This window comes from Microcella sp., assembly GCF_046296455.1.
Classification (GTDB): domain Bacteria; phylum Actinomycetota; class Actinomycetes; order Actinomycetales; family Microbacteriaceae; genus Microcella.
Genome location: NZ_JBKBLF010000006.1, coordinates 38,140 through 54,463, shown reverse-complemented (window position 1 = coordinate 54,463; position 16,324 = coordinate 38,140). Strand labels below are relative to the sequence as shown.

The following is a 16,324-nucleotide window of genomic DNA, read 5'->3' as shown; positions in this document are numbered from 1 at the left end:
AGGCACAGACTCCATGGCCGGGGACTTATTGAAGCGAGTCAACGTGATTAATCACATCCTGAAAGACACAAGCATTCTCACTATCAAAAGGGTCTACGAACGGGTCATAATCACTCCCACGCAGGCAGACGTAGCCCCGAAAAATTATGAGGGTGAACACGTCGGGGCCCGAAAGCACCGCCGCCTTGTCCTGTCCGAAACCTTCGGCCAGAACAACATACGAATCCGCCGCATCGGAGGCGACCGTTCCGCGGATTTCGCCTGAGAAGATGCCGTCACCATTGATCTTCAGGACTAGTTGAGCGGTCTCGCCCGGAGCAAGATTGAACAGCACCGGAGCGCCAGCTTCTCCGTACACGCCATCATCGAAGGCTTGACCGCCGCCCTCAAGGAACTTCTCATCAAACACCGCCGTCGTGCCATCTTCAAGCTTCAGCAGTCCAACTTGCAGGGGAGATTCTCCGCCGATCGGGGACGGACATTCCACTACGATCGCAGGTCGCGTGTCGACTTCACCCTCAGCTCGGATGTCCTTCACCGTCGATGAAGCACCCGAAGAATCGGTGTTGGTGAACGAGACGAAAACTGTGTCCCAGGCGGGCAGCCCGTATTCACGAAGCCAAGACAATTGCGCCTCAGAACAGACATACAAGTCGTCCGGGTTCGTCGCCTGATCCGGAAAAGTCGTCCAGGGGGCATCCGCCGAGACGACAAACTTCTGCGTGCTCTCGTCGGGGCCCGCTACAGCGGAGAGCGTGGCGGCCAACGCAAGTTGTGGAGAGTCGCTAGCTGCACCCGAACCGGTGTCCAAGTCAGGGCGATCGACCACCACCGGCTGTACATCCGGCGCAGCTCCTAGAAGCGGGACAAGAGCAACAGCAGCCACCGCAATCGCCACCAAAGAGCCAGCGGCCCCGACAATGATGGGTACCGTTCGAGTCTTGCCAGCCACAGAAGCTCCATCGGGGTTGTGAATTTGGGGCGCCGGTCCCGATTTTATGGGCCCCGTGCTGGTATTGCCAAGGACTAATCGAGGCACTTTCAGAAACACGTCGACCGTAGAGAGCATGGCTGCTAGCGAGAAGGCTTCGGCTCCCCTTTGGTGGCAACAGCGGACTCAACTCCTGCCGAGGTTTTATGCCGTCAGCGGTGCGTTCCCGCCCCAACAGTCCTCATGCATTCTCGAGGCACTGTCGCCCACATCCTTGGTCAACCTGAAGAGAGCCGAGCCCGGTTAAGGACGTTCAGCGTACCGAGAGATATCTCACGGACGATCGTTCTCGTCAGCCGCCGTTGGTCATCGATCACAAACTCGATTGAAGTGCCAGATCGGAGCGGCCACGTCACGACGAGCTCAGGACCGTGCTAGAACCCGAGCTGCAGCACCATGAGGCCGGGCCACACGGCGAAGAGCACCGTGACCGGCAGGATGAGCATCACGAGGGGCACGAGCATCGCGACCTCGCGCGTTCCGGCGGCTTCGAGCAGGCGCCGCTTCGACTCGTCGCGCGCATCGAGGGCGTGGGCGCGCAGCACCTCGGCGAGCGGGGTTCCGCGGTCGAGGGCCGCGAGCACCTGGTCGATCAACCTGCTGACGGCGGGAACGGCCAGGTCGTCGCGCAGCTCGGCCAGGGCGGCCGCGAGCGGCTGACCCGCGGCGGCACGCTGCACGATACGATCGAGTTCACCCGCCAGCTCACCCGACCCGGTGCGAGCGACGCGGCGCAGCGCCTCGAGGATGCTCTCGCCGGCCGCGACGCTGAGGGCGAGGAACTCGACCACGGTCGGAAACTCCTCCGCGATGCGCGCCGAGCGGCGGCGGGCGGCGTGCGCGAGCAGGGCATCCACCGCGGCGATGCCGCCGATGCCGCCGGCCGCGACCGCTCCGATGGCGGCGGGCACGAACGGCACGCCGTCGCGCGCGACGAGGATGGCAAGGGCGATGCCGGACGCCGCGCCGACCAGGGCCCCGAACAGCTGCCGGGTGCGGTGGCCCTGCACCGTCAGCGCCGAGCCGGACTGCCGCAACCGGGTGCGGATGATCGCCTCGCCGCCGAGCACGGCGTCGAGCGCGCCGCGTGCGGACTCCACCACCGGGGCGAGCAGCACGCCGAGCACCGGCAGCGGGTCGGACCGACGCGCCGCCGTCATCGCCCGCGCCTCGGCCGACACGTCGACGAGGTAGGGCGCGAGCCGCGACGCGAGACGCGGCCGCCCGAGGCGGGGAGACGCCGAGACGAGCAGCCAGAGGCCCGCGCCGAGTCCGACGCCCGCGAGCAGCGCTTCGCCCAGCACCGGCGTCACCGGAACCACCGCCCCTCTTCGGGCAGCCGCCCGAGGGCGATCATCAGCCGGTAGGCCACGAGGGTGGCGGCGAGGCCGCCGACGACGAGCACGGCTCCCCCGGCCGAGTTGTAGGCCGCCGCCGCCTCGGGTCGCGTGCTGAGCATGAGCAGCACGATCCACGGAGCCACCACGCCCAGTCGCGCGGCCGTGCGCACCCACGACTGCCGCGCATCCACTTCGGCCCGCACGGCGGCGTCGGCGCGCAGGTAGTGCGAGAGCGAGCGCAGCACGCTCGGCAGCTCGGTGCCGCCGACCTCGCGGGCCATGCGCAGGGTCTCGACGATGCGGTCGGCCACCGGGTCGGCGAGCGTCGCCTTGAGCGCGTCGAGGCACTCGGTGAACTGGGCGGTGCGCAGGTAGTCGCGGCGGAACGTGCGGAACGGCGCCCGCACGGGCTCCGGCGCGCTATCGGCGAGCGCCGCGATCGCCTGCGGCAGGCTCAGGCCCGCGCGCACGCCCGAGAGCAGGTGGTCGACGACGTCGGGCCAGACGGCACGCAGAGCCCGACGGCGGGCGGCCGCGCGACCGCGCAGCACGAGCAGCGGCACGGCCGCCGCGACGACCCCGGCGACGGGGGCGAGCGCGACAACGGGCACGAGCAGCAGGGTCAGGGCTCCTCCGGCGATGCCCGCCATCGCGACGACGCCGAGCAGCACGAACGGCGAGACCGAGGCGACGCCCGCGCGGGCGAGCAGATCGGCGAGCGGGGCGAGCGGATCGCGCGCGGTGCTCGACCTCTCGCGGCGCGGCCACAGCCACGGCGAGGCCACGAGCAGCACCCCGGCCGCGAGCAGGAACCCGACGGCGAGGGTCATGCGCGCGACTCGCTCTCCGGTTCCGCGCGGTCGCTCCAGCGGGGGCCGCGCGTATCGTTCTGCTCGGCGGGGTGCGTCCCGCTTCGCAACAGCATGCTCGGGTCGAGTCCCGCGCCCGCGAACCGCTCGGCGCGCGCGGGCAGCGAGCCGGTCGGCACGAGCGCTCCGTCACGGAGGGTGAAGATCGACTCGGCCTCGATCGCCCCGGCGACGACCGAACCCGTCGGCGCCACGATCTCCGCCACCCGGCGAGAGCCGCCCCGCACCATCTCGCAGTGCACGACGAGGTCGATCGCGCTCGCGACGGTGGGCACGACGAACGCCGAGTCGATGTTGCGGCCCGCCAGGAGTGGAAGGGTTGAGAGCTTGACGAGAGCATCCCGCGCGCTGTTCGCATGGATGGAGCACATGCCCGGCAAGCCGGAGTTGAGCGCGATCAACAGGTCGAGCGACTCGGCTTCGCGCACTTCGCCGACCACGAGGCGGTCGGGGCGCATGCGCAGCGCCTCTTTGATGAGGCGCCGCAGGGTGATCTCGCCCGTGCCCTCGAGGTTGGGCGTGCGGCACTGCATCGCCACCACGTCGCCCGCCGAGAGGTCGAGCTCGAAGGTCTCTTCGACCGTCACGATGCGGTCGGCGGCGCGTGCACTCGCGAGCATCGCGCCGAGCAGGGTCGTCTTGCCGGAGTGGGTCGCGCCGCTGACCAGGATGTTGCTGCCCGCGAGCACGCTCATGCGCAGAAACTCGGCGGCGAGCGGCGTGAGCGAGCCGAGCTCGACGAGGCGCGCGAGGCTGCCGATGCGCTGCGAGAACTTGCGCACGTTGACGGCCCAGTGCTGTCGCGTGACGTCGGGGATGACGACGTGCAGGCGCGAGCCATCGGGCAGGCTCGCGTCGACGAAGGGGCTGCTCAGGTCGACACGCCTGCCCGTGCTCTGCAGCATGCGCTCGACGAGGGTGCGCACCTGCTCGTCGGTGAGCGGAGCATCCACCCTCTCGGTGACCCCAGCGCGGGCGATGAAGACGGCGTCGGGGGCGTTGATCCAGATCTCTTCGACCTCGGCGTCGTCGAAGTAGGGCTGCAGGGGGCCGTAGCCGGTGAGGTCGGCGAGCACGCGGCCGAGAGCGGCCTGCTCATCGCCGAGGCTCGGCAGACTGCCCGCGAGCGAGCGCTCGGCGTAGACGCGCAGCTCGTCGCGCACCAGGCGCTCGGCCGCGGTGGGGTCGGCGCTGAGGTCGAGGCGCTCGGCTCGGACCCGCTCGCGCACACGCTCGGTAATGAGGCTGTGGGCGGCTGACATGCGGGTCATTCTGGTGATGGGGCGCGACTGGGCGGCGCGACTCTCCACAACCGTTCGCGCCCTAGGCTGAGCGCGACCGCCCCTGCGGGCGACCCACGAGGAGGAGGCGCGCATGCTCGACGCACTCGCCGCTGGCGCCGTGGGGCTCGCCGCCGCGAGCTTTCTCGTGCTCGGCGCCGCGATCGGCTGGATCGTGCGGGTTCCGACCGGGGTCGTGGCCGGCGTCATGGCGTTCGGCGCGGGCGCGCTCATCTCGACGCTCGCGTTCGAACTTGTCGCGGAGGCACACGCCGTGGGCGGGCTGCTGCCGACCCTCGGCGGGTTCCTCGTCGGCGCCATCGCCTACGTGCTCGCCGACCTCGCCCTCGCGCGCCGGGGTGCTCGCGCGCGCAAACGCTCCGTGGCCTTGCAGAGCGAACCCGGGGTGCACGCGGCTCCCGCGGCCGCCGCGAGCGCGAGCGTCGGCATCGCCGTCGCCATCGGGGCGCTGCTCGACGGGGTGCCCGAGAGCCTGGTGCTGGGGCTGTCGATCGCGCAGGGTGGTGCGGTCAGCATCCCGCTGCTGGTCGCTGTCGCGGTGTCGAACCTGCCGGAAGGGCTCGCGAGCGCGGCGGGCATGAAGCACGAGGGCCGCAGCGCGCGGTACGTGTTCGGGGTGTGGGGCGGCATCGCGCTGATCTCGGGAGTCGCGGCGATGCTCGGCTTCGCCCTGCTCGCCGGCGCGCCGCCCGAGCTCGTCGCGGTCGTGACGACGATCGCCGCGGGCGGCATTCTGGCGATGGTCGCCAACACGATGATTCCCGAGGCCTTCGCGGCCGACCGCTCGTTCACCGGCTTGTGGTCGGCGCTCGGCTTCGCCCTGGCCTTCGCCCTGTACCAGCTCGGCTAGAGCGCTGGCGCTGCGCGCGCGGTCCAGATTCAGCCCCAAGTGGGCGATGCGAGCGACCAAGGCGCCCTTTTGGCCCAGATCTGGGGCATAGGGGAAGAGATCCGCTGCCGGGCGGCCACCACAGCGCCCGGCAGCGGAAGAGGATGCCGTCGGGCGAGCGCCCGACGGTCACGATACCTAGCTCTTCGGCACGAAGGTGTACTTCGTGGTGAGGTACTCGTCGATGCCCTCGAGCGAGCCCTCGCGGCCGATGCCCGACTGCTTGACGCCGCCGAAGGGCGCCGCGGCGTTCGAGATGACGCCCGCGTTGAGGCCCATCATGCCCGTCTCGAGGCGGTCGATCATTCGCATGCCCCGCGCGAGGTCTTGCGTGTACACGTACGAGATGAGCCCGTACTCGGTCGCATTGGCGAGCGCGACGGCCTCGTCTTCGGTGTCGAACGGAACGATCGCGAGCACCGGCCCGAAGATCTCCTCCGTCAGCAGACGCGTGCCCGCGACGACACCCGTGATGACCGTGGCCGGGTAGAACGAGCCGTCGCGGTCGGGGATCTGCCCGCCGGTCGTGACGGTCGCACCGCGCGCGACCGCGTCCTCGACGAGCTCGTGCGAGCCCTGCACCGCGTTGTCGTCGACGAGCGGGCCGATCTGCACGCCCTCCTCGGTGCCGCGGCCCATTTTCATCGACGCGACGCGCTCGGTGACACGGCGGCTGAACTCCTCCGCCACGTCGCGCTGCACGAGGATGCGGTTGGCGGCCGTGCACGCCTGGCCGATGTTGCGGAACTTGGCGAGCATGACGCCGTCGATGGCCTTGTCGAGGTCGGCATCGGCGAAGACGACGAAGGGGGCGTTGCCACCGAGCTCCATCGAGGTGCGCAGGATTCCGTCGGCGGCCTGCTTCATGAGCACGCGGCCGACCTCGGTCGAGCCTGTGAAGCTCAGCTTGCGCAGGCGCGGGTCGGCGATGATCTCGGCCGAGAGCGCGCCCGACTTGGCCGTCGTGACGACGTTGACGACGCCCTTCGGCAGGCCCGCGTCTTCGAGCGTCTTGACGAAGTACATCGTCGTGAGCGGCGTGAGCGCGGCGGGCTTGATGATCGAGGTGCAGCCGGCGGCGATCGCGGGCGCGATCTTGCGGGTGGCCATGGCCAGCGGGAAGTTCCAGGGCGTGATGAGGAACGAGGGCCCGACGGGGGCGTGCGAGACGACGATGTGGCCCGTGCCCTCGGGGTTCTCGCCGAAGCGGCCGGTGATGCGCACGGCCTCTTCGCTGAACCAGCGCAAGAACTCGGCGCCGTAGGTGACCTCGCCGCGCGACTCGGCGAGCGGCTTGCCCATCTCGAGCGTCATGAGCAGGGCGAACTCGTCGGCCCGCTCGATGACGAGCTCCCAGGCCTTGCGCAGCAGCTCGCCACGCACGCGGGGCGCGGTCGCGGCCCAGCTCGCCTGGGCGGCGGCCGCGGCATCCATCGCACGCTTGCCGTCGGCGACCGAGGCGCTGGCGATCTCGGCGAGCACGGCGCCCGTCGAGGGGTCGGTGACGGTCATGGTCGCGCCGCCTTCGGCGTCGATCCACTGCCCGTCGATGTAGAGGCCGCGCGGGACTTTCGCGAGCAGTTCGGCTTCGGTGATCATGGGGTTCCCTTTTCGCTGGTGTTCGGATGCGGTGGTGGCGGATCCGCGGATGATGGGGTCGTGCTGGTGGTCTAGTGGGCCTCGAGGGCTTCGCCGATGACGCGGATGCCCTCCCGAAGCAGGTCGTCGCCGATCGAGAGCGGCGGCAGCAGGCGGATGACATTGCCGTCGGTGCCGCACGTGAGCACGATGACGCCGTTCATGTGGCAGTGCTTGGCGACCTTCCCGGTCAGGGCGGCGTCAGGGTTGCCGTCGGCGTCGGTGAGCTCGATCGCCATCATGGCGCCGCGACCGCGGATGTCGCCGATGCGGCCGTCGCGCGCCTGCAGGGTCCTGAGCTCGTCGCGGATGATCGCCTCGAGCTCGAGCGCGCGCCCGAGCAGATCGTGCTCGTCGTAGGCCTTGAGGGCACCGAGGGCCGCGGCGGTCGCGATGGGGTTGCCGCCGTAGGTGCCGCCGAGGCCGCCCGCGTGCGGAGCATCCATGATCTCGGCCTTGCCGGTCACGGCCGCGAGCGGAAGGCCGCCCGCGATGCCCTTGGCGAGGGTGATGAGGTCGGGCACGATGCCGTCGTGCTCGCTCGCGAACATCTGGCCCGTGCGAGCGAAGCCGGTCTGCACCTCGTCGGCGATGAAGACGACGTTGTTCTCGTTGGCCCACGTCTGCAGTGCGGGCAGGAACCCGGCGGCGGGCACGACGAAGCCGCCCTCGCCCTGGATGGGCTCGATGATGATGGCCGCGAGGCGGTCGGCGCCGATCTGGCGCTCCATCACGTGGATGGCGCGCGCGGCGGCCTCGGCGCCGCTCAGGCTGTCGCGGTAGGGGTACGACATCGGCGCGCGGTAGACGTCGGGCGCGAAGGGGCCGAAACCGGCCTTGTAGGGCATGGCCTTGGCGGTGAGCGCCATGGTGAGGTTCGTGCGGCCGTGGTACCCGTGGTCGAAGGCGACGACGGCCGACTTGCCCGTGTAGTAGCGCGCGATCTTGATGGCGTTCTCGACCGCCTCGGCGCCCGAGTTGAAGAGCGCGGTGCGTTTGGCGTGGTCGCCCGGGGTGAGGCGGTTGAGCGCCTCGGCCACCTCGACGTAGCCGTCATAGGGGGTGATCGTGAAGCACGTGTGGGTGAAGCGCTGCACCTGCTCGATGACGGCGGCGGTCACGTGCGGGTCGGCGTTGCCGACGTTCGTGACGGCGATGCCCGAGCCGAGGTCGATGAGCGAGTTGCCGTCGACGTCGACGATCACCCCGCCGCCCGCCGCGGCCGCGTAGACGGGCATCATGGTGCCGACGCCCGCCGAGACCGCGGCCTGCTTGCGGGCGATGAGGGCCTCGCTCTTGGGGCCGGGGATGCTCGTCACGAGCTCGCGGCGCTGCGGCAGGCTCGGCCCGCCGATGAGAGCGGGGGCGTCGATCGTCATGCTCATGCCGCAAGAGTAGGGCCGCGTCGGCCCGCGCGGCGTGTACGCGCTGTACAGCCCGGCCCGAATCGCTCGACACCACGTACACGCAGAGGATAGGGTCGGCGCGTCACTCTCCGCGACTCCCGAATGTAAGGAACCCGCGCATGCCCGTCACGCTCGACGCCGTGCTCGCCCGCCGCGAGCTGCAGCTGCGGCTCGTCTGGGCCGACGACGCGGCCCGAGCCCGCTCCTGGGGCTGGGTGCACTCGAGCGACCTCGCCGACCCGACCCCCTTCCTCTCCCCCGGCGACGCGCTGCTGACGACGGGCACGCAGTGGGCGAGCGACGACGACATCGCCCCCTGGGTCGCGCGCCTCGCCGACGCGGGGGTTCCCGCCGTCGGCTTCGGCACCGAGGTCATCCGCGACGGCACGCCGGATGCCCTCGCCGAGGCCTGCGCCGCGCACGGCCTCGCCCTGCTCGAAGTTCCCTACCGCACGCCCTTCATCGCCGTGGCCCGCGCGGTCGCCGACCTCGATGCGCACGAGCGCTACGCGCGCGTGCGCTGGACGCTCGAGACGCAGCGCGCCATCGCCGTCGCCGCCCTGCGCCCGACGGGTCTCGCCGCCGTCGTCGCCGAGCTCGCCCGCCGCATCGGCGCCGAGGCCGGGATCGTCGGCGCGAGCGGCGACGTGCTCGGCTCGACGCCCCCGACGACCGTGCTCGACGAAGCGCTCGGCATGCTGCGCGCCGGTCGCCGCGCCGCGCGCACGGTCGACGACTGGAGCCTGCAGACCGTCGGCGCCGCGACCGCACTCACGGGCGTGCTCGTCATCGGCCCCGGCTCGTCGCACGACGACGCCGAGCGGGCGGTCGTCACGAGCGTCGTCGCGCTCGCGGGCCTCGCCGGGGTCGCCGACACCGACGCGCTCGTCGCCGAGGCGGCCGAGACCGCCGGGCGCCTCGCGGCCCTGCGCTCGGCCGTGCAGGCGGCGCTCGTCGCCAGCGAGCCATCCCCCCCACCGCTGGCCGTGCCGCGCGACACCGGCGATCCGGCCGCGCTCGTGCAGCCGCTGCTCGAGCACGACGCCCTCACGGGCGACGACCTCGTGGGAACGCTCGGCACCTGGCTGCGGTGCGATGCGGTGGCCGAGGCGGCGGCGCTGCGGTTGGGCATCCATCGCCATACGGTGCGCGCGCGCCTGCGGCGCGCTGCCGAGCTGCTCGAGCGCGACCTCGACGCGTTCCCCGCGCGAGCAGAGGTCTGGGCGGCCCTGCACGCCATCGGGCGCGCGTGATGCCGCGGTTCTAGACTGGCGGCACTCGCGGGAGTGGTGAAATGGCAGACACGCAGGATTTAGGTTCCTGTGCCTTCGGGCGTGAGGGTTCAAGTCCCTCCTTCCGCACGAGGTTGTCGGGGTACCCTGATGCGACCTTCCCCACGATCGACGGAGCCGCCGCATGATGCCCATGGACCTCGGGTTGTTCGACGTCGAGGCCTGGATCACGGGAGCCGGCCAGTGGGGCCTGCTGCTCGTGTGCGCGATCGTCTTCGTCGAGACCGGGCTGCTCATCGGCTTTCTGCTGCCGGGCGACACCCTGCTGCTCATCACGGGAATCCTGACCTTCACGGGCGTGATCCCCCAGCCGATCTGGCTCGTCGTGCTGTGCATCTTCATCGCCGCCGTGCTGGGCGATCAGCTGGGGTACTACATCGGCTACAAGGCGGGGCCGCCGATCTTCGAACGCAAGTCGGCGGGCTTCTTCAGCAAGAAGAGCGTCGCGCGCACCGAGTACTTCTTCGCCCGCTACGGCGGCTGGGCCGTCACGATCGCCCGCTTCATCGGCGTCGTGCGCACGATCGCGCCGGTCGCGGCCGGCGTCGGCAAGATGCCCTACAAGAAGTTCCTGTTCTTCAACGTGCTCGGCGCGTTCCTGTGGGGCGTCGGGCTTCCGCTCATCGGCTGGGGCGCCGCCCACATTCCCGGCGTCGCCGAGATCGTGACCGAGTACATCGAGATCGTGTTCCTCGTCGTCATCGGCATGGCCGTGGCGGGCATCGCCTGGCACCTGGGTCGCGAGCAGTGGGAGAAGCGGCAGGAGGCCAAGGCCGCCGCGGCCGGCGAGCCCGTTCCCGAGGTCGAGATCTGGGTCGACGAGGCCGCGCACGAGGGCCGCCACGAGAAGTAGGCACTCCCCCCGTCGTGCTCAGCCGCCGAGGGCCAGCAGCACGAGCAGCGTCACGTTGAGCGCGATGAGCAGCCCCGCGCACACGATCGCGAGTGCCGTCGTGCGCCGGCGGTTGACCGACTCGCCCATGAGCGCGCGGTCGGCGGTGAGCCGCACGAGCGGAATGAGCGCGAAGGGGATTCCGAAGCTCAGCACGACCTGGCTCAGCACGAGGGCGAGCGTCGGGTCGACGCCGAAGGCCAGCAGCGCGAGCGCCGGGATGATCGTGATGACGCGCCGCACGAGCAGGGGGATGCGCACGCGCAGCAGCCCCTTCATGATCTCGGCACCCGCGTAGGCGCCTACCGAGGTCGAGGCGAGCCCGCTCGCCAGCAGCGCGATCGCGAACAGCAGGGCGACGGCCGGGCCGAGGGCTGCGCCGAGCGCCGCGTGCGCGCCCTCGAGCGTGTCGGTGCCCTCGACGCCCTGCAGGTTGGCCGCGGCGACGAGCAGCATGACGACGTTGACCGAACCGGCGATCGCGAGCGCAATCGTCACGTCGATGCGTGTCGCCCGCAGCACCGTCGTGCGCTCGGCACCCGCGGCGACCTGGCCGAAGCGGTCGCGCGTGAGGGCCGAGTGCGCATAGATCGCATGCGGCATGACCGTGGCGCCCAGGATGCTCGCCGCGAGCAGCACGCTCTCGGTACCGTCGAACCGCGGAAGCAGGCCGGCTGCGGCGGCCGCGGGGTCGGGCGGGCCGATCACGAGCCCCGCGCAGAAGCCGATGACGATGATCAGGATCAGCCCGGTGATGACGCGCTCGAAGATGCGCACGCCGCCTCGCCGGCTCTGCACCACGAGCAGCAGCATCGACACGACACCCGTGATGACGCCGCCGACGACGAGCGGCAGATCGAACAGCAGGTACAGGGCGACCGCACCGCCGATGACCTCGGCGACGTCGGTGGCCATCGCGACGAGCTCGGCCTGACCCCAGTACGCGAGGCGGGCCGGACGCCGCCGAAAGCGCTGCCCGAGCGCCTCGGGCAGGCTCAGCCCCGTGACGATGCCGAGCTTCGCTGAGAGGTACTGGATGAGCCAGGCCATGATGTTGCCCGTCACGACGACCCACACGAGCAGGTAGCCGAACAGCGCCCCGGCCGTCATGTTGGCCGCGACGTTGCCGGGGTCGAGGTAGGCGACGCCCGCGACCATCGCCGGGCCCAGCATGGGGGCGATGACGAGACCGGTGCGGGCGGCGGTCACGCGGGGGTCGCGCGGCGCGGAATCGGTCACGCTCCGACGATAGCACCGAGATTTCGGCGCGCCGAAATACTAGATCTCGGGGCGCGCTTCGAGCCACACCGAGCCAGCGACGGCGGGCGAGACGACGACCTCGGTGCCCGCGCGGCGCAGGATCGCGACGCCCGCGCCGCCCTCGGGCGACTGGCCCACCCAGACGGGCTCGTCGAGCTCGATGCCGAGCTGGTCGAGTACGCGCAGCACGTCGGGGTCGCGATCGCTGATGCGCACGACGCGACCTGCGAAGCCGAAGGGCGCCTGGTCGAGGCGCACAGCATCCGGTCGCCGCAGCGTGCCGTCGGCCGCAGGGATGATGTCGCCGTGCGGGTCGCGCTGCGGTCGCCCGAGCTGCGCGTCGATCGCATCGAGCAGCCGGTCGCTCAGGGCGTGCTCGAGCACCTCGGCCTCGTCGTGCACTTCGTCCCACCCGTATCCGTGCACGTTGACGAGCCAGGTCTCGATGAGCCGGTGCCGACGCAGCATCGCCAGGGCGCGCTGCTCGCCCGCCGGCGTGAGCGTGATCGGACCGTAGGGCCGGTGGTCGACGAGACCCGCGGCGTGCAGCTTCTTGACCATCTCGGTGACGCTCGAGGGGGCGAGCCCGAGCCGGGTTGCGAGCTGGTTGGGCGTGATCGGGTCGGGCTGCCACTCGGTGTGCGAGTAGATGGTCTTGAGGTAGTCGTCGGCGGCGTCGACCGTGGTGCGGGGCACCGTACGGGCGATCGGCGACGAGGTCATGCCGCCAGCCTAGGAGCCGCTGTACCGATCGGCCAGCACCCGCGCGAGTGCCGCGAAGGCCCGCCCGCGGTGGCTGATGGCGTTCTTCTCGTCGGCGCTGATCTCGGCGCTCGTGACGCTCAGGCCCTCGGGGATGAAGATGGGGTCGTAGCCGAAGCCGCCGACTCCCGCGGGTTCGCGGGCGATCGTGCCGGGCCACACCCCCAGCTCGACGTGCTCGAACGGGGTGCCCTGACCCTCGAGCGGGTCGACGAGGGCCGCGGCGCACGTGAACTGGGCGGCACGATTCGACGCGTCCCCGAGGTTCTCGAGCACGAGCCGCAGGTTGGCCGCGTCGTCGCGCTCACCCGAGTAGTGGGCGCTGTCGACGCCGGGGGCGCCGGCGAGGGCATCCACGCTCACGCCCGAATCGTCGGCGATGGCCGGCAACCCCGTGTGCGCCGCGGCGGCGCGGGCCTTGATGAGCGCGTTGCCCGCGAAGCTGTCGGCGTCTTCGACCGGGGCCGGGCCGTCGTAGGGCAGCAGCTCGAGGCTCGGCAGGGCGGCCCCGAGGATGCGCTGCAGCTCGGCGACCTTGTGCGCATTGTGCGTCGCGACGACGACTCGCACGCGGTTAGGCCCCGAGCACAGCACGCTGGTGCGCCGCCAGATCAGTGCAACCGCCGAGGGCGAGGTCGAGCAGGGCGTCGAGTTCGGCGCGGTCGAACGGCGCACCCTCGGCCGTGGCCTGCACCTCGACGAAGTGGCCCGAGCCCGTGACGACGACGTTCATGTCGGTCTCGGCCCGCACGTCTTCGACGTACGCGAGGTCGAGCAGCGGGGTGCCGTCGATGATGCCGACGCTCACGGCGCTCACCGAATCCTTGAGGGCGACGGCCTTCTTGGCGATGAAGCCGCGCTCGCGGCCCCACTCGATCGCGTCGGCGAGGGCGACGTAGGCCCCTGTGATCGCGGCCGTGCGCGTGCCGCCGTCGGCCTGCAGCACGTCGCAGTCGATGACGATCGTGTTCTCGCCGAGCGCCTTCATGTCGACGACAGCGCGCAGGCTGCGGCCGATGAGGCGCGAGATCTCGTGGGTGCGGCCGCCGACCTTGCCCTTGACGGCCTCGCGGTCCATACGGTCGTTCGTCGAGCGGGGCAGCATGCCGTACTCGGCCGTGACCCAGCCCTTGCCCTTGCCGGTCAGCCAGCGCGGCACGCCGTTCGTGAAGCTCGCCGTGCACAGCACCTTGGTGTTGCCGAAGCTGATGAGGGCGCTGCCTTCGGCCTGCGCGCTCCAGCCGCGCTCGATCGTGATGGGGCGCAGCTGGGATGCTGTGCGGCCGTCGGCGCGCAGGCCGGCGGATTCGGCGATCGTGGTCATGACGAGCCCTTCAGTGTTTGAGCCGGGATCGTCCCGGTGGGAAACGCCTCGACATGCCCGATCTCGGGGCCGAGGAAGCGGTGGGCGAGCGACCGGAAGCGCTCGGTGTCGGGGCCCGTGGCCTCGAAGATGTGGTGCGGGGCATCCGTCGCCGTGGACTCGAGGCCGTGGGCCACGAGTTGGCGGTAGACGTCGTACGCGGTCTCTTCCGCGCTCGAGACGAGCGAGACCTCGGGGCCCATGACGTACTGAATGGCTCCGGCCAGCAGCGGGTAGTGCGTGCAGCCGAGCACGAGCGTGTCGATGTCGGCGGCCTTGAGCGGCGCGAGGTACTCCTCGGCGACGGCGAAGAGCTCGGGGCCGCTCGTGACGCCGGCCTCGACGAACTCGACGAATCGCGGTGCCGCGACGCTCGTGAGCGTGATCTCGGGGTCGGCGACGAACGCGTCGGCGTAGGCCCCCGAACGGATCGTGCCCGCGGTGCCGATCACGCCGATGCGCTTGGTGCGGGTGCGGCGCACAGCCTGGCGCACGGCCGGCTGGATCACTTCGACCACGGGAATGCCGTGGCCCTGCTCGAACCGCTCGCGGGCATCCCGGAACATCGCGGCACTCGCGGTATTGCAGGCGATGACGAGCGCCTTGACGCCCTGGTCGACGAGCTCGTCCATGATGCGCAGGGCGTGCTCGCGCACCTCGGCGATCGGCAGCGGGCCGTAGGGGCCGTTCGCCGTGTCGCCGACGTAGATCAGGCGCTCGCGCGGCAACTGGTCGATGATCGCGCGGGCCACGGTGAGGCCGCCCACCCCTGAGTCGAAGACTCCGATCGGCGCGCTGCTCACGCCCGCCAGTCTAGAGCGCGCCTCGGGCGCGCTCCTGCTGCACCACCTGCTCACGGTCGGCGAGGCGCCGCAGCCCCGCGAGCGGTTGCGCCATGCGGTGATTGCCGCGAATGCTCGGCTCGACCCGGTCGAGAAACGCCCAGTACCCCGCGGTGAACGGGCAGGCGTCCGGGCCGACACGCACCTTGGGGTTGAAGCGGCACGACCCGCAGAAGTCGGACATGCGCTGAATGTAGGCACCGCCCGCGGCGTAGGGCTTGGTCGCCACGACTCCCCCGTCGGCCCACTGGCTCATGCCGACGACGTTCGCCGGCATGACCCACGGCGTGCCGTCGACGAACGCGCCCTGGAACCAGGAGGTGAGCTCGGCCGGGTCGTACCCGCGCTGCAGGGCGGCGTTGCCGAGCACCATGAGGCGCGGAATGTGGTGCGCGTAGCCCGTGCCGCCGACCGTGTCGAGGGTGTGCGAGAGGCAGCGGGCATCCGTCGCCGACCCGTCGAGTGCCCACCAGTGCGCGGGCAGCGGCTCGTGTGCGGCGAGCGCATTGCTACGTCGCGTGTAGTCGGGCCCCAGGTGCCAGTAGAGGTGCCACACCCAGTCGCGCCAGCCGATGAGCTGCCGCACGAGGCCTTCCACGCTGTTCAGGGGCGCCCGCCCGGCCGCGTACTCGGCGACGACGCGCTCGACGACCTCGAGCGGATGCAGCAGGCCGAGGTTCATGGGCACGCTCAGGCGCGCGTGCGCCATGGTGTCGTCGCCGAGCATCATGGCGTCTTCGTAGGGCCCGAAGTCGCCCAGCCGGGTCTCGACGAAGTCGTCGAGGGCGGCGAGCGCCTCGGCGCGCGTCGCCGCGAACAGGCGCGGGCCGTCGCGGCCGAGGAAGCGCACGCCCTCCGCCTCGAGGCCGTCGAGCTCGGCACGCACCTCGGCATCGATGTCGTCCTCGACCGGCTGCCACGGCGCGGGCAGGCCCAGGGTCGCGGCTCCCTTCGGCGGCGGCTGGCGGTTGTCGGCGTCGAAGCTGAACTGGCCGCCCTCGGGACCGGCAGGGGTCATGAGGATTCCGGTGCGCTCGCGCACCTCGCGGTAGAAGCGGTCCATCACGAGCTGCGTCGGCTTTCGGCCCGCGGCCCAATCGGCGAAGTCGCTTTCGTTCGTCACGAAGCCCCGCGACGGCAGGATGCTCGCTCCGAGCTCGCGAACGAGGCGCCGCGCGGCCCACGACGGCGGGTCGATCGCCTCGAGGTGCTCGCCCGTGAGCCCCGCATCCTGTAGCGCAGCGCGAAAGCTGCTCGCCTGCACGAACGTGACCCGCTCACCCAGCTCGCGCGCGCGGTGCCGCAGCGCCGTGAGGTAGAGGTGCGCCTTCTGCCGGTGGGTCGGGCGACGCCGGAACACCGCCGTACTCTCGACGAGCACGATCGGCCCGCCGTCGTCGAAGGCGGGGCCGAGCTGCTCGGCGGTGAGCCAGCGGGTCGGGGCGGTCATGCGGGCAGGCTAGCCCGCGCGAGCCGGGA

At 71.1% G+C, this 16,324-nt stretch carries 15 protein-coding genes and 1 tRNA gene; 4 read left to right on the top strand and 12 right to left on the bottom strand.

The window, feature by feature from the left end:
* Window positions 1-25 precede the first annotated feature (25 nt).
* From ACK4HH_RS04690 to ACK4HH_RS04675, 4 genes are all read right to left on the bottom strand, one after another.
* Window positions 26-952 carry a hypothetical protein gene (locus ACK4HH_RS04690; RefSeq protein WP_409648761.1) on the bottom strand — a complete coding sequence of 309 codons (927 nt, stop codon included), beginning with the start codon at window positions 950-952 and terminating at the stop codon, window positions 26-28.
* A 413-nt stretch (window positions 953-1,365) separates the two neighbouring features.
* Window positions 1,366-2,313, bottom strand: a complete 948-nt coding sequence (locus ACK4HH_RS04685; RefSeq protein WP_409648759.1) for a type II secretion system F family protein — start codon at window positions 2,311-2,313, stop codon at window positions 1,366-1,368.
* Window positions 2,301-3,161 carry a type II secretion system F family protein gene (locus ACK4HH_RS04680; RefSeq protein WP_409648757.1) on the bottom strand — a complete coding sequence of 287 codons (861 nt, stop codon included), beginning with the start codon at window positions 3,159-3,161 and terminating at the stop codon, window positions 2,301-2,303. The genes ACK4HH_RS04685 and ACK4HH_RS04680 overlap by 13 nt, the downstream gene beginning before the upstream one ends.
* On the bottom strand, window positions 3,158-4,462 hold the full coding sequence (locus tag ACK4HH_RS04675; protein ID WP_409648755.1) for a CpaF family protein: 1,305 nt from the start codon (window positions 4,460-4,462) through the stop codon (window positions 3,158-3,160). Before ACK4HH_RS04675 ends, ACK4HH_RS04680 begins: the two co-directional genes overlap by 4 nt.
* A 112-nt stretch (window positions 4,463-4,574) precedes the next feature.
* Between ACK4HH_RS04675 and ACK4HH_RS04670 the strand changes: the two genes are divergently transcribed.
* Window positions 4,575-5,351 carry a ZIP family metal transporter gene (locus tag ACK4HH_RS04670; protein ID WP_409648753.1) on the top strand — a complete coding sequence of 259 codons (777 nt, stop codon included), beginning with the start codon at window positions 4,575-4,577 and terminating at the stop codon, window positions 5,349-5,351.
* 177 nt (window positions 5,352-5,528) lie between these two features.
* Here ACK4HH_RS04670 and ACK4HH_RS04665 read toward each other — a convergent pair whose 3' ends face one another.
* Window positions 5,529-6,989, bottom strand: coding sequence for an NAD-dependent succinate-semialdehyde dehydrogenase (locus ACK4HH_RS04665; protein ID WP_409648751.1), 1,461 nt, complete (start codon window positions 6,987-6,989; stop codon window positions 5,529-5,531).
* A gap of 71 nt (window positions 6,990-7,060) precedes the next feature.
* Window positions 7,061-8,413, bottom strand: a complete 1,353-nt coding sequence (gene gabT, locus ACK4HH_RS04660) for a 4-aminobutyrate--2-oxoglutarate transaminase (protein WP_409648749.1) — start codon at window positions 8,411-8,413, stop codon at window positions 7,061-7,063.
* 140 nt (window positions 8,414-8,553) lie between these two features.
* Here gabT and ACK4HH_RS04655 point away from each other — a divergent pair, with 140 nt between their 5' ends.
* From ACK4HH_RS04655 to ACK4HH_RS04645, 3 genes are all read left to right on the top strand, one after another.
* The gene (locus ACK4HH_RS04655; protein WP_409648747.1) at window positions 8,554-9,687 is read left to right on the top strand and encodes a PucR family transcriptional regulator ligand-binding domain-containing protein; all 1,134 of its coding nucleotides are present in this window, start codon (window positions 8,554-8,556) and stop codon (window positions 9,685-9,687) included.
* 27 nt (window positions 9,688-9,714) lie between these two features.
* A tRNA-Leu gene (locus ACK4HH_RS04650) sits at window positions 9,715-9,795 on the top strand.
* A 64-nt stretch (window positions 9,796-9,859) separates the two neighbouring features.
* Window positions 9,860-10,579, top strand: coding sequence for a DedA family protein (locus ACK4HH_RS04645; RefSeq protein WP_409648745.1), 720 nt, complete (start codon window positions 9,860-9,862; stop codon window positions 10,577-10,579).
* Window positions 10,580-10,597: 18 nt separating this feature from the next.
* Here ACK4HH_RS04645 and ACK4HH_RS04640 read toward each other — a convergent pair whose 3' ends face one another.
* Genes ACK4HH_RS04640 through ACK4HH_RS04615 form a run of 6 tightly spaced genes read right to left on the bottom strand, consistent with a single transcriptional unit; the run spans window position 10,598 to window position 16,295 of the window.
* Window positions 10,598-11,857: an Nramp family divalent metal transporter gene (locus ACK4HH_RS04640; protein ID WP_409648743.1), complete on the bottom strand. Its 1,260-nt coding sequence runs from the start codon at window positions 11,855-11,857 to the stop codon at window positions 10,598-10,600.
* Between the two features lie 39 nt (window positions 11,858-11,896).
* On the bottom strand, window positions 11,897-12,601 hold the full coding sequence (locus ACK4HH_RS04635) for a metal-dependent transcriptional regulator (RefSeq protein ID WP_409648741.1): 705 nt from the start codon (window positions 12,599-12,601) through the stop codon (window positions 11,897-11,899).
* A gap of 9 nt (window positions 12,602-12,610) precedes the next feature.
* Window positions 12,611-13,210 carry an RdgB/HAM1 family non-canonical purine NTP pyrophosphatase gene (gene rdgB, locus ACK4HH_RS04630; protein ID WP_409648739.1) on the bottom strand — a complete coding sequence of 200 codons (600 nt, stop codon included), beginning with the start codon at window positions 13,208-13,210 and terminating at the stop codon, window positions 12,611-12,613.
* 4 nt (window positions 13,211-13,214) lie between these two features.
* Window positions 13,215-13,964, bottom strand: a complete 750-nt coding sequence (gene rph / locus ACK4HH_RS04625; protein WP_409648737.1) for a ribonuclease PH — start codon at window positions 13,962-13,964, stop codon at window positions 13,215-13,217.
* On the bottom strand, window positions 13,961-14,806 hold the full coding sequence (gene murI, locus ACK4HH_RS04620; protein WP_409648735.1) for a glutamate racemase: 846 nt from the start codon (window positions 14,804-14,806) through the stop codon (window positions 13,961-13,963). The genes rph and murI overlap by 4 nt, the downstream gene beginning before the upstream one ends.
* A gap of 10 nt (window positions 14,807-14,816) precedes the next feature.
* Window positions 14,817-16,295, bottom strand: a complete 1,479-nt coding sequence (locus ACK4HH_RS04615) for a cryptochrome/photolyase family protein (RefSeq protein WP_409648732.1) — start codon at window positions 16,293-16,295, stop codon at window positions 14,817-14,819.
* Between the last annotated feature and the right edge of the window lie 29 nt (window positions 16,296-16,324).

Coding starts and splice junctions, on each gene's coding strand:
- ACK4HH_RS04680 (WP_409648757.1), bottom strand. CDS start 3,161: ATGACCCTCGCCGTCGGGTTCCTGCTCGCGGCCGGGGTGCTGCTCGTG.
- ACK4HH_RS04675 (WP_409648755.1), bottom strand. CDS start 4,462: ATGTCAGCCGCCCACAGCCTCATTACCGAGCGTGTGCGCGAGCGGGTC.
- ACK4HH_RS04670 (WP_409648753.1), top strand. CDS start 4,575: ATGCTCGACGCACTCGCCGCTGGCGCCGTGGGGCTCGCCGCCGCGAGC.
- ACK4HH_RS04665 (WP_409648751.1), bottom strand. CDS start 6,989: ATGATCACCGAAGCCGAACTGCTCGCGAAAGTCCCGCGCGGCCTCTAC.
- gabT (WP_409648749.1), bottom strand. CDS start 8,413: ATGAGCATGACGATCGACGCCCCCGCTCTCATCGGCGGGCCGAGCCTG.
- ACK4HH_RS04655 (WP_409648747.1), top strand. CDS start 8,554: ATGCCCGTCACGCTCGACGCCGTGCTCGCCCGCCGCGAGCTGCAGCTG.
- ACK4HH_RS04645 (WP_409648745.1), top strand. CDS start 9,860: ATGGACCTCGGGTTGTTCGACGTCGAGGCCTGGATCACGGGAGCCGGC.
- ACK4HH_RS04635 (WP_409648741.1), bottom strand. CDS start 12,601: ATGACCTCGTCGCCGATCGCCCGTACGGTGCCCCGCACCACGGTCGAC.
- rph (WP_409648737.1), bottom strand. CDS start 13,964: ATGACCACGATCGCCGAATCCGCCGGCCTGCGCGCCGACGGCCGCACA.
- ACK4HH_RS04615 (WP_409648732.1), bottom strand. CDS start 16,295: ATGACCGCCCCGACCCGCTGGCTCACCGCCGAGCAGCTCGGCCCCGCC.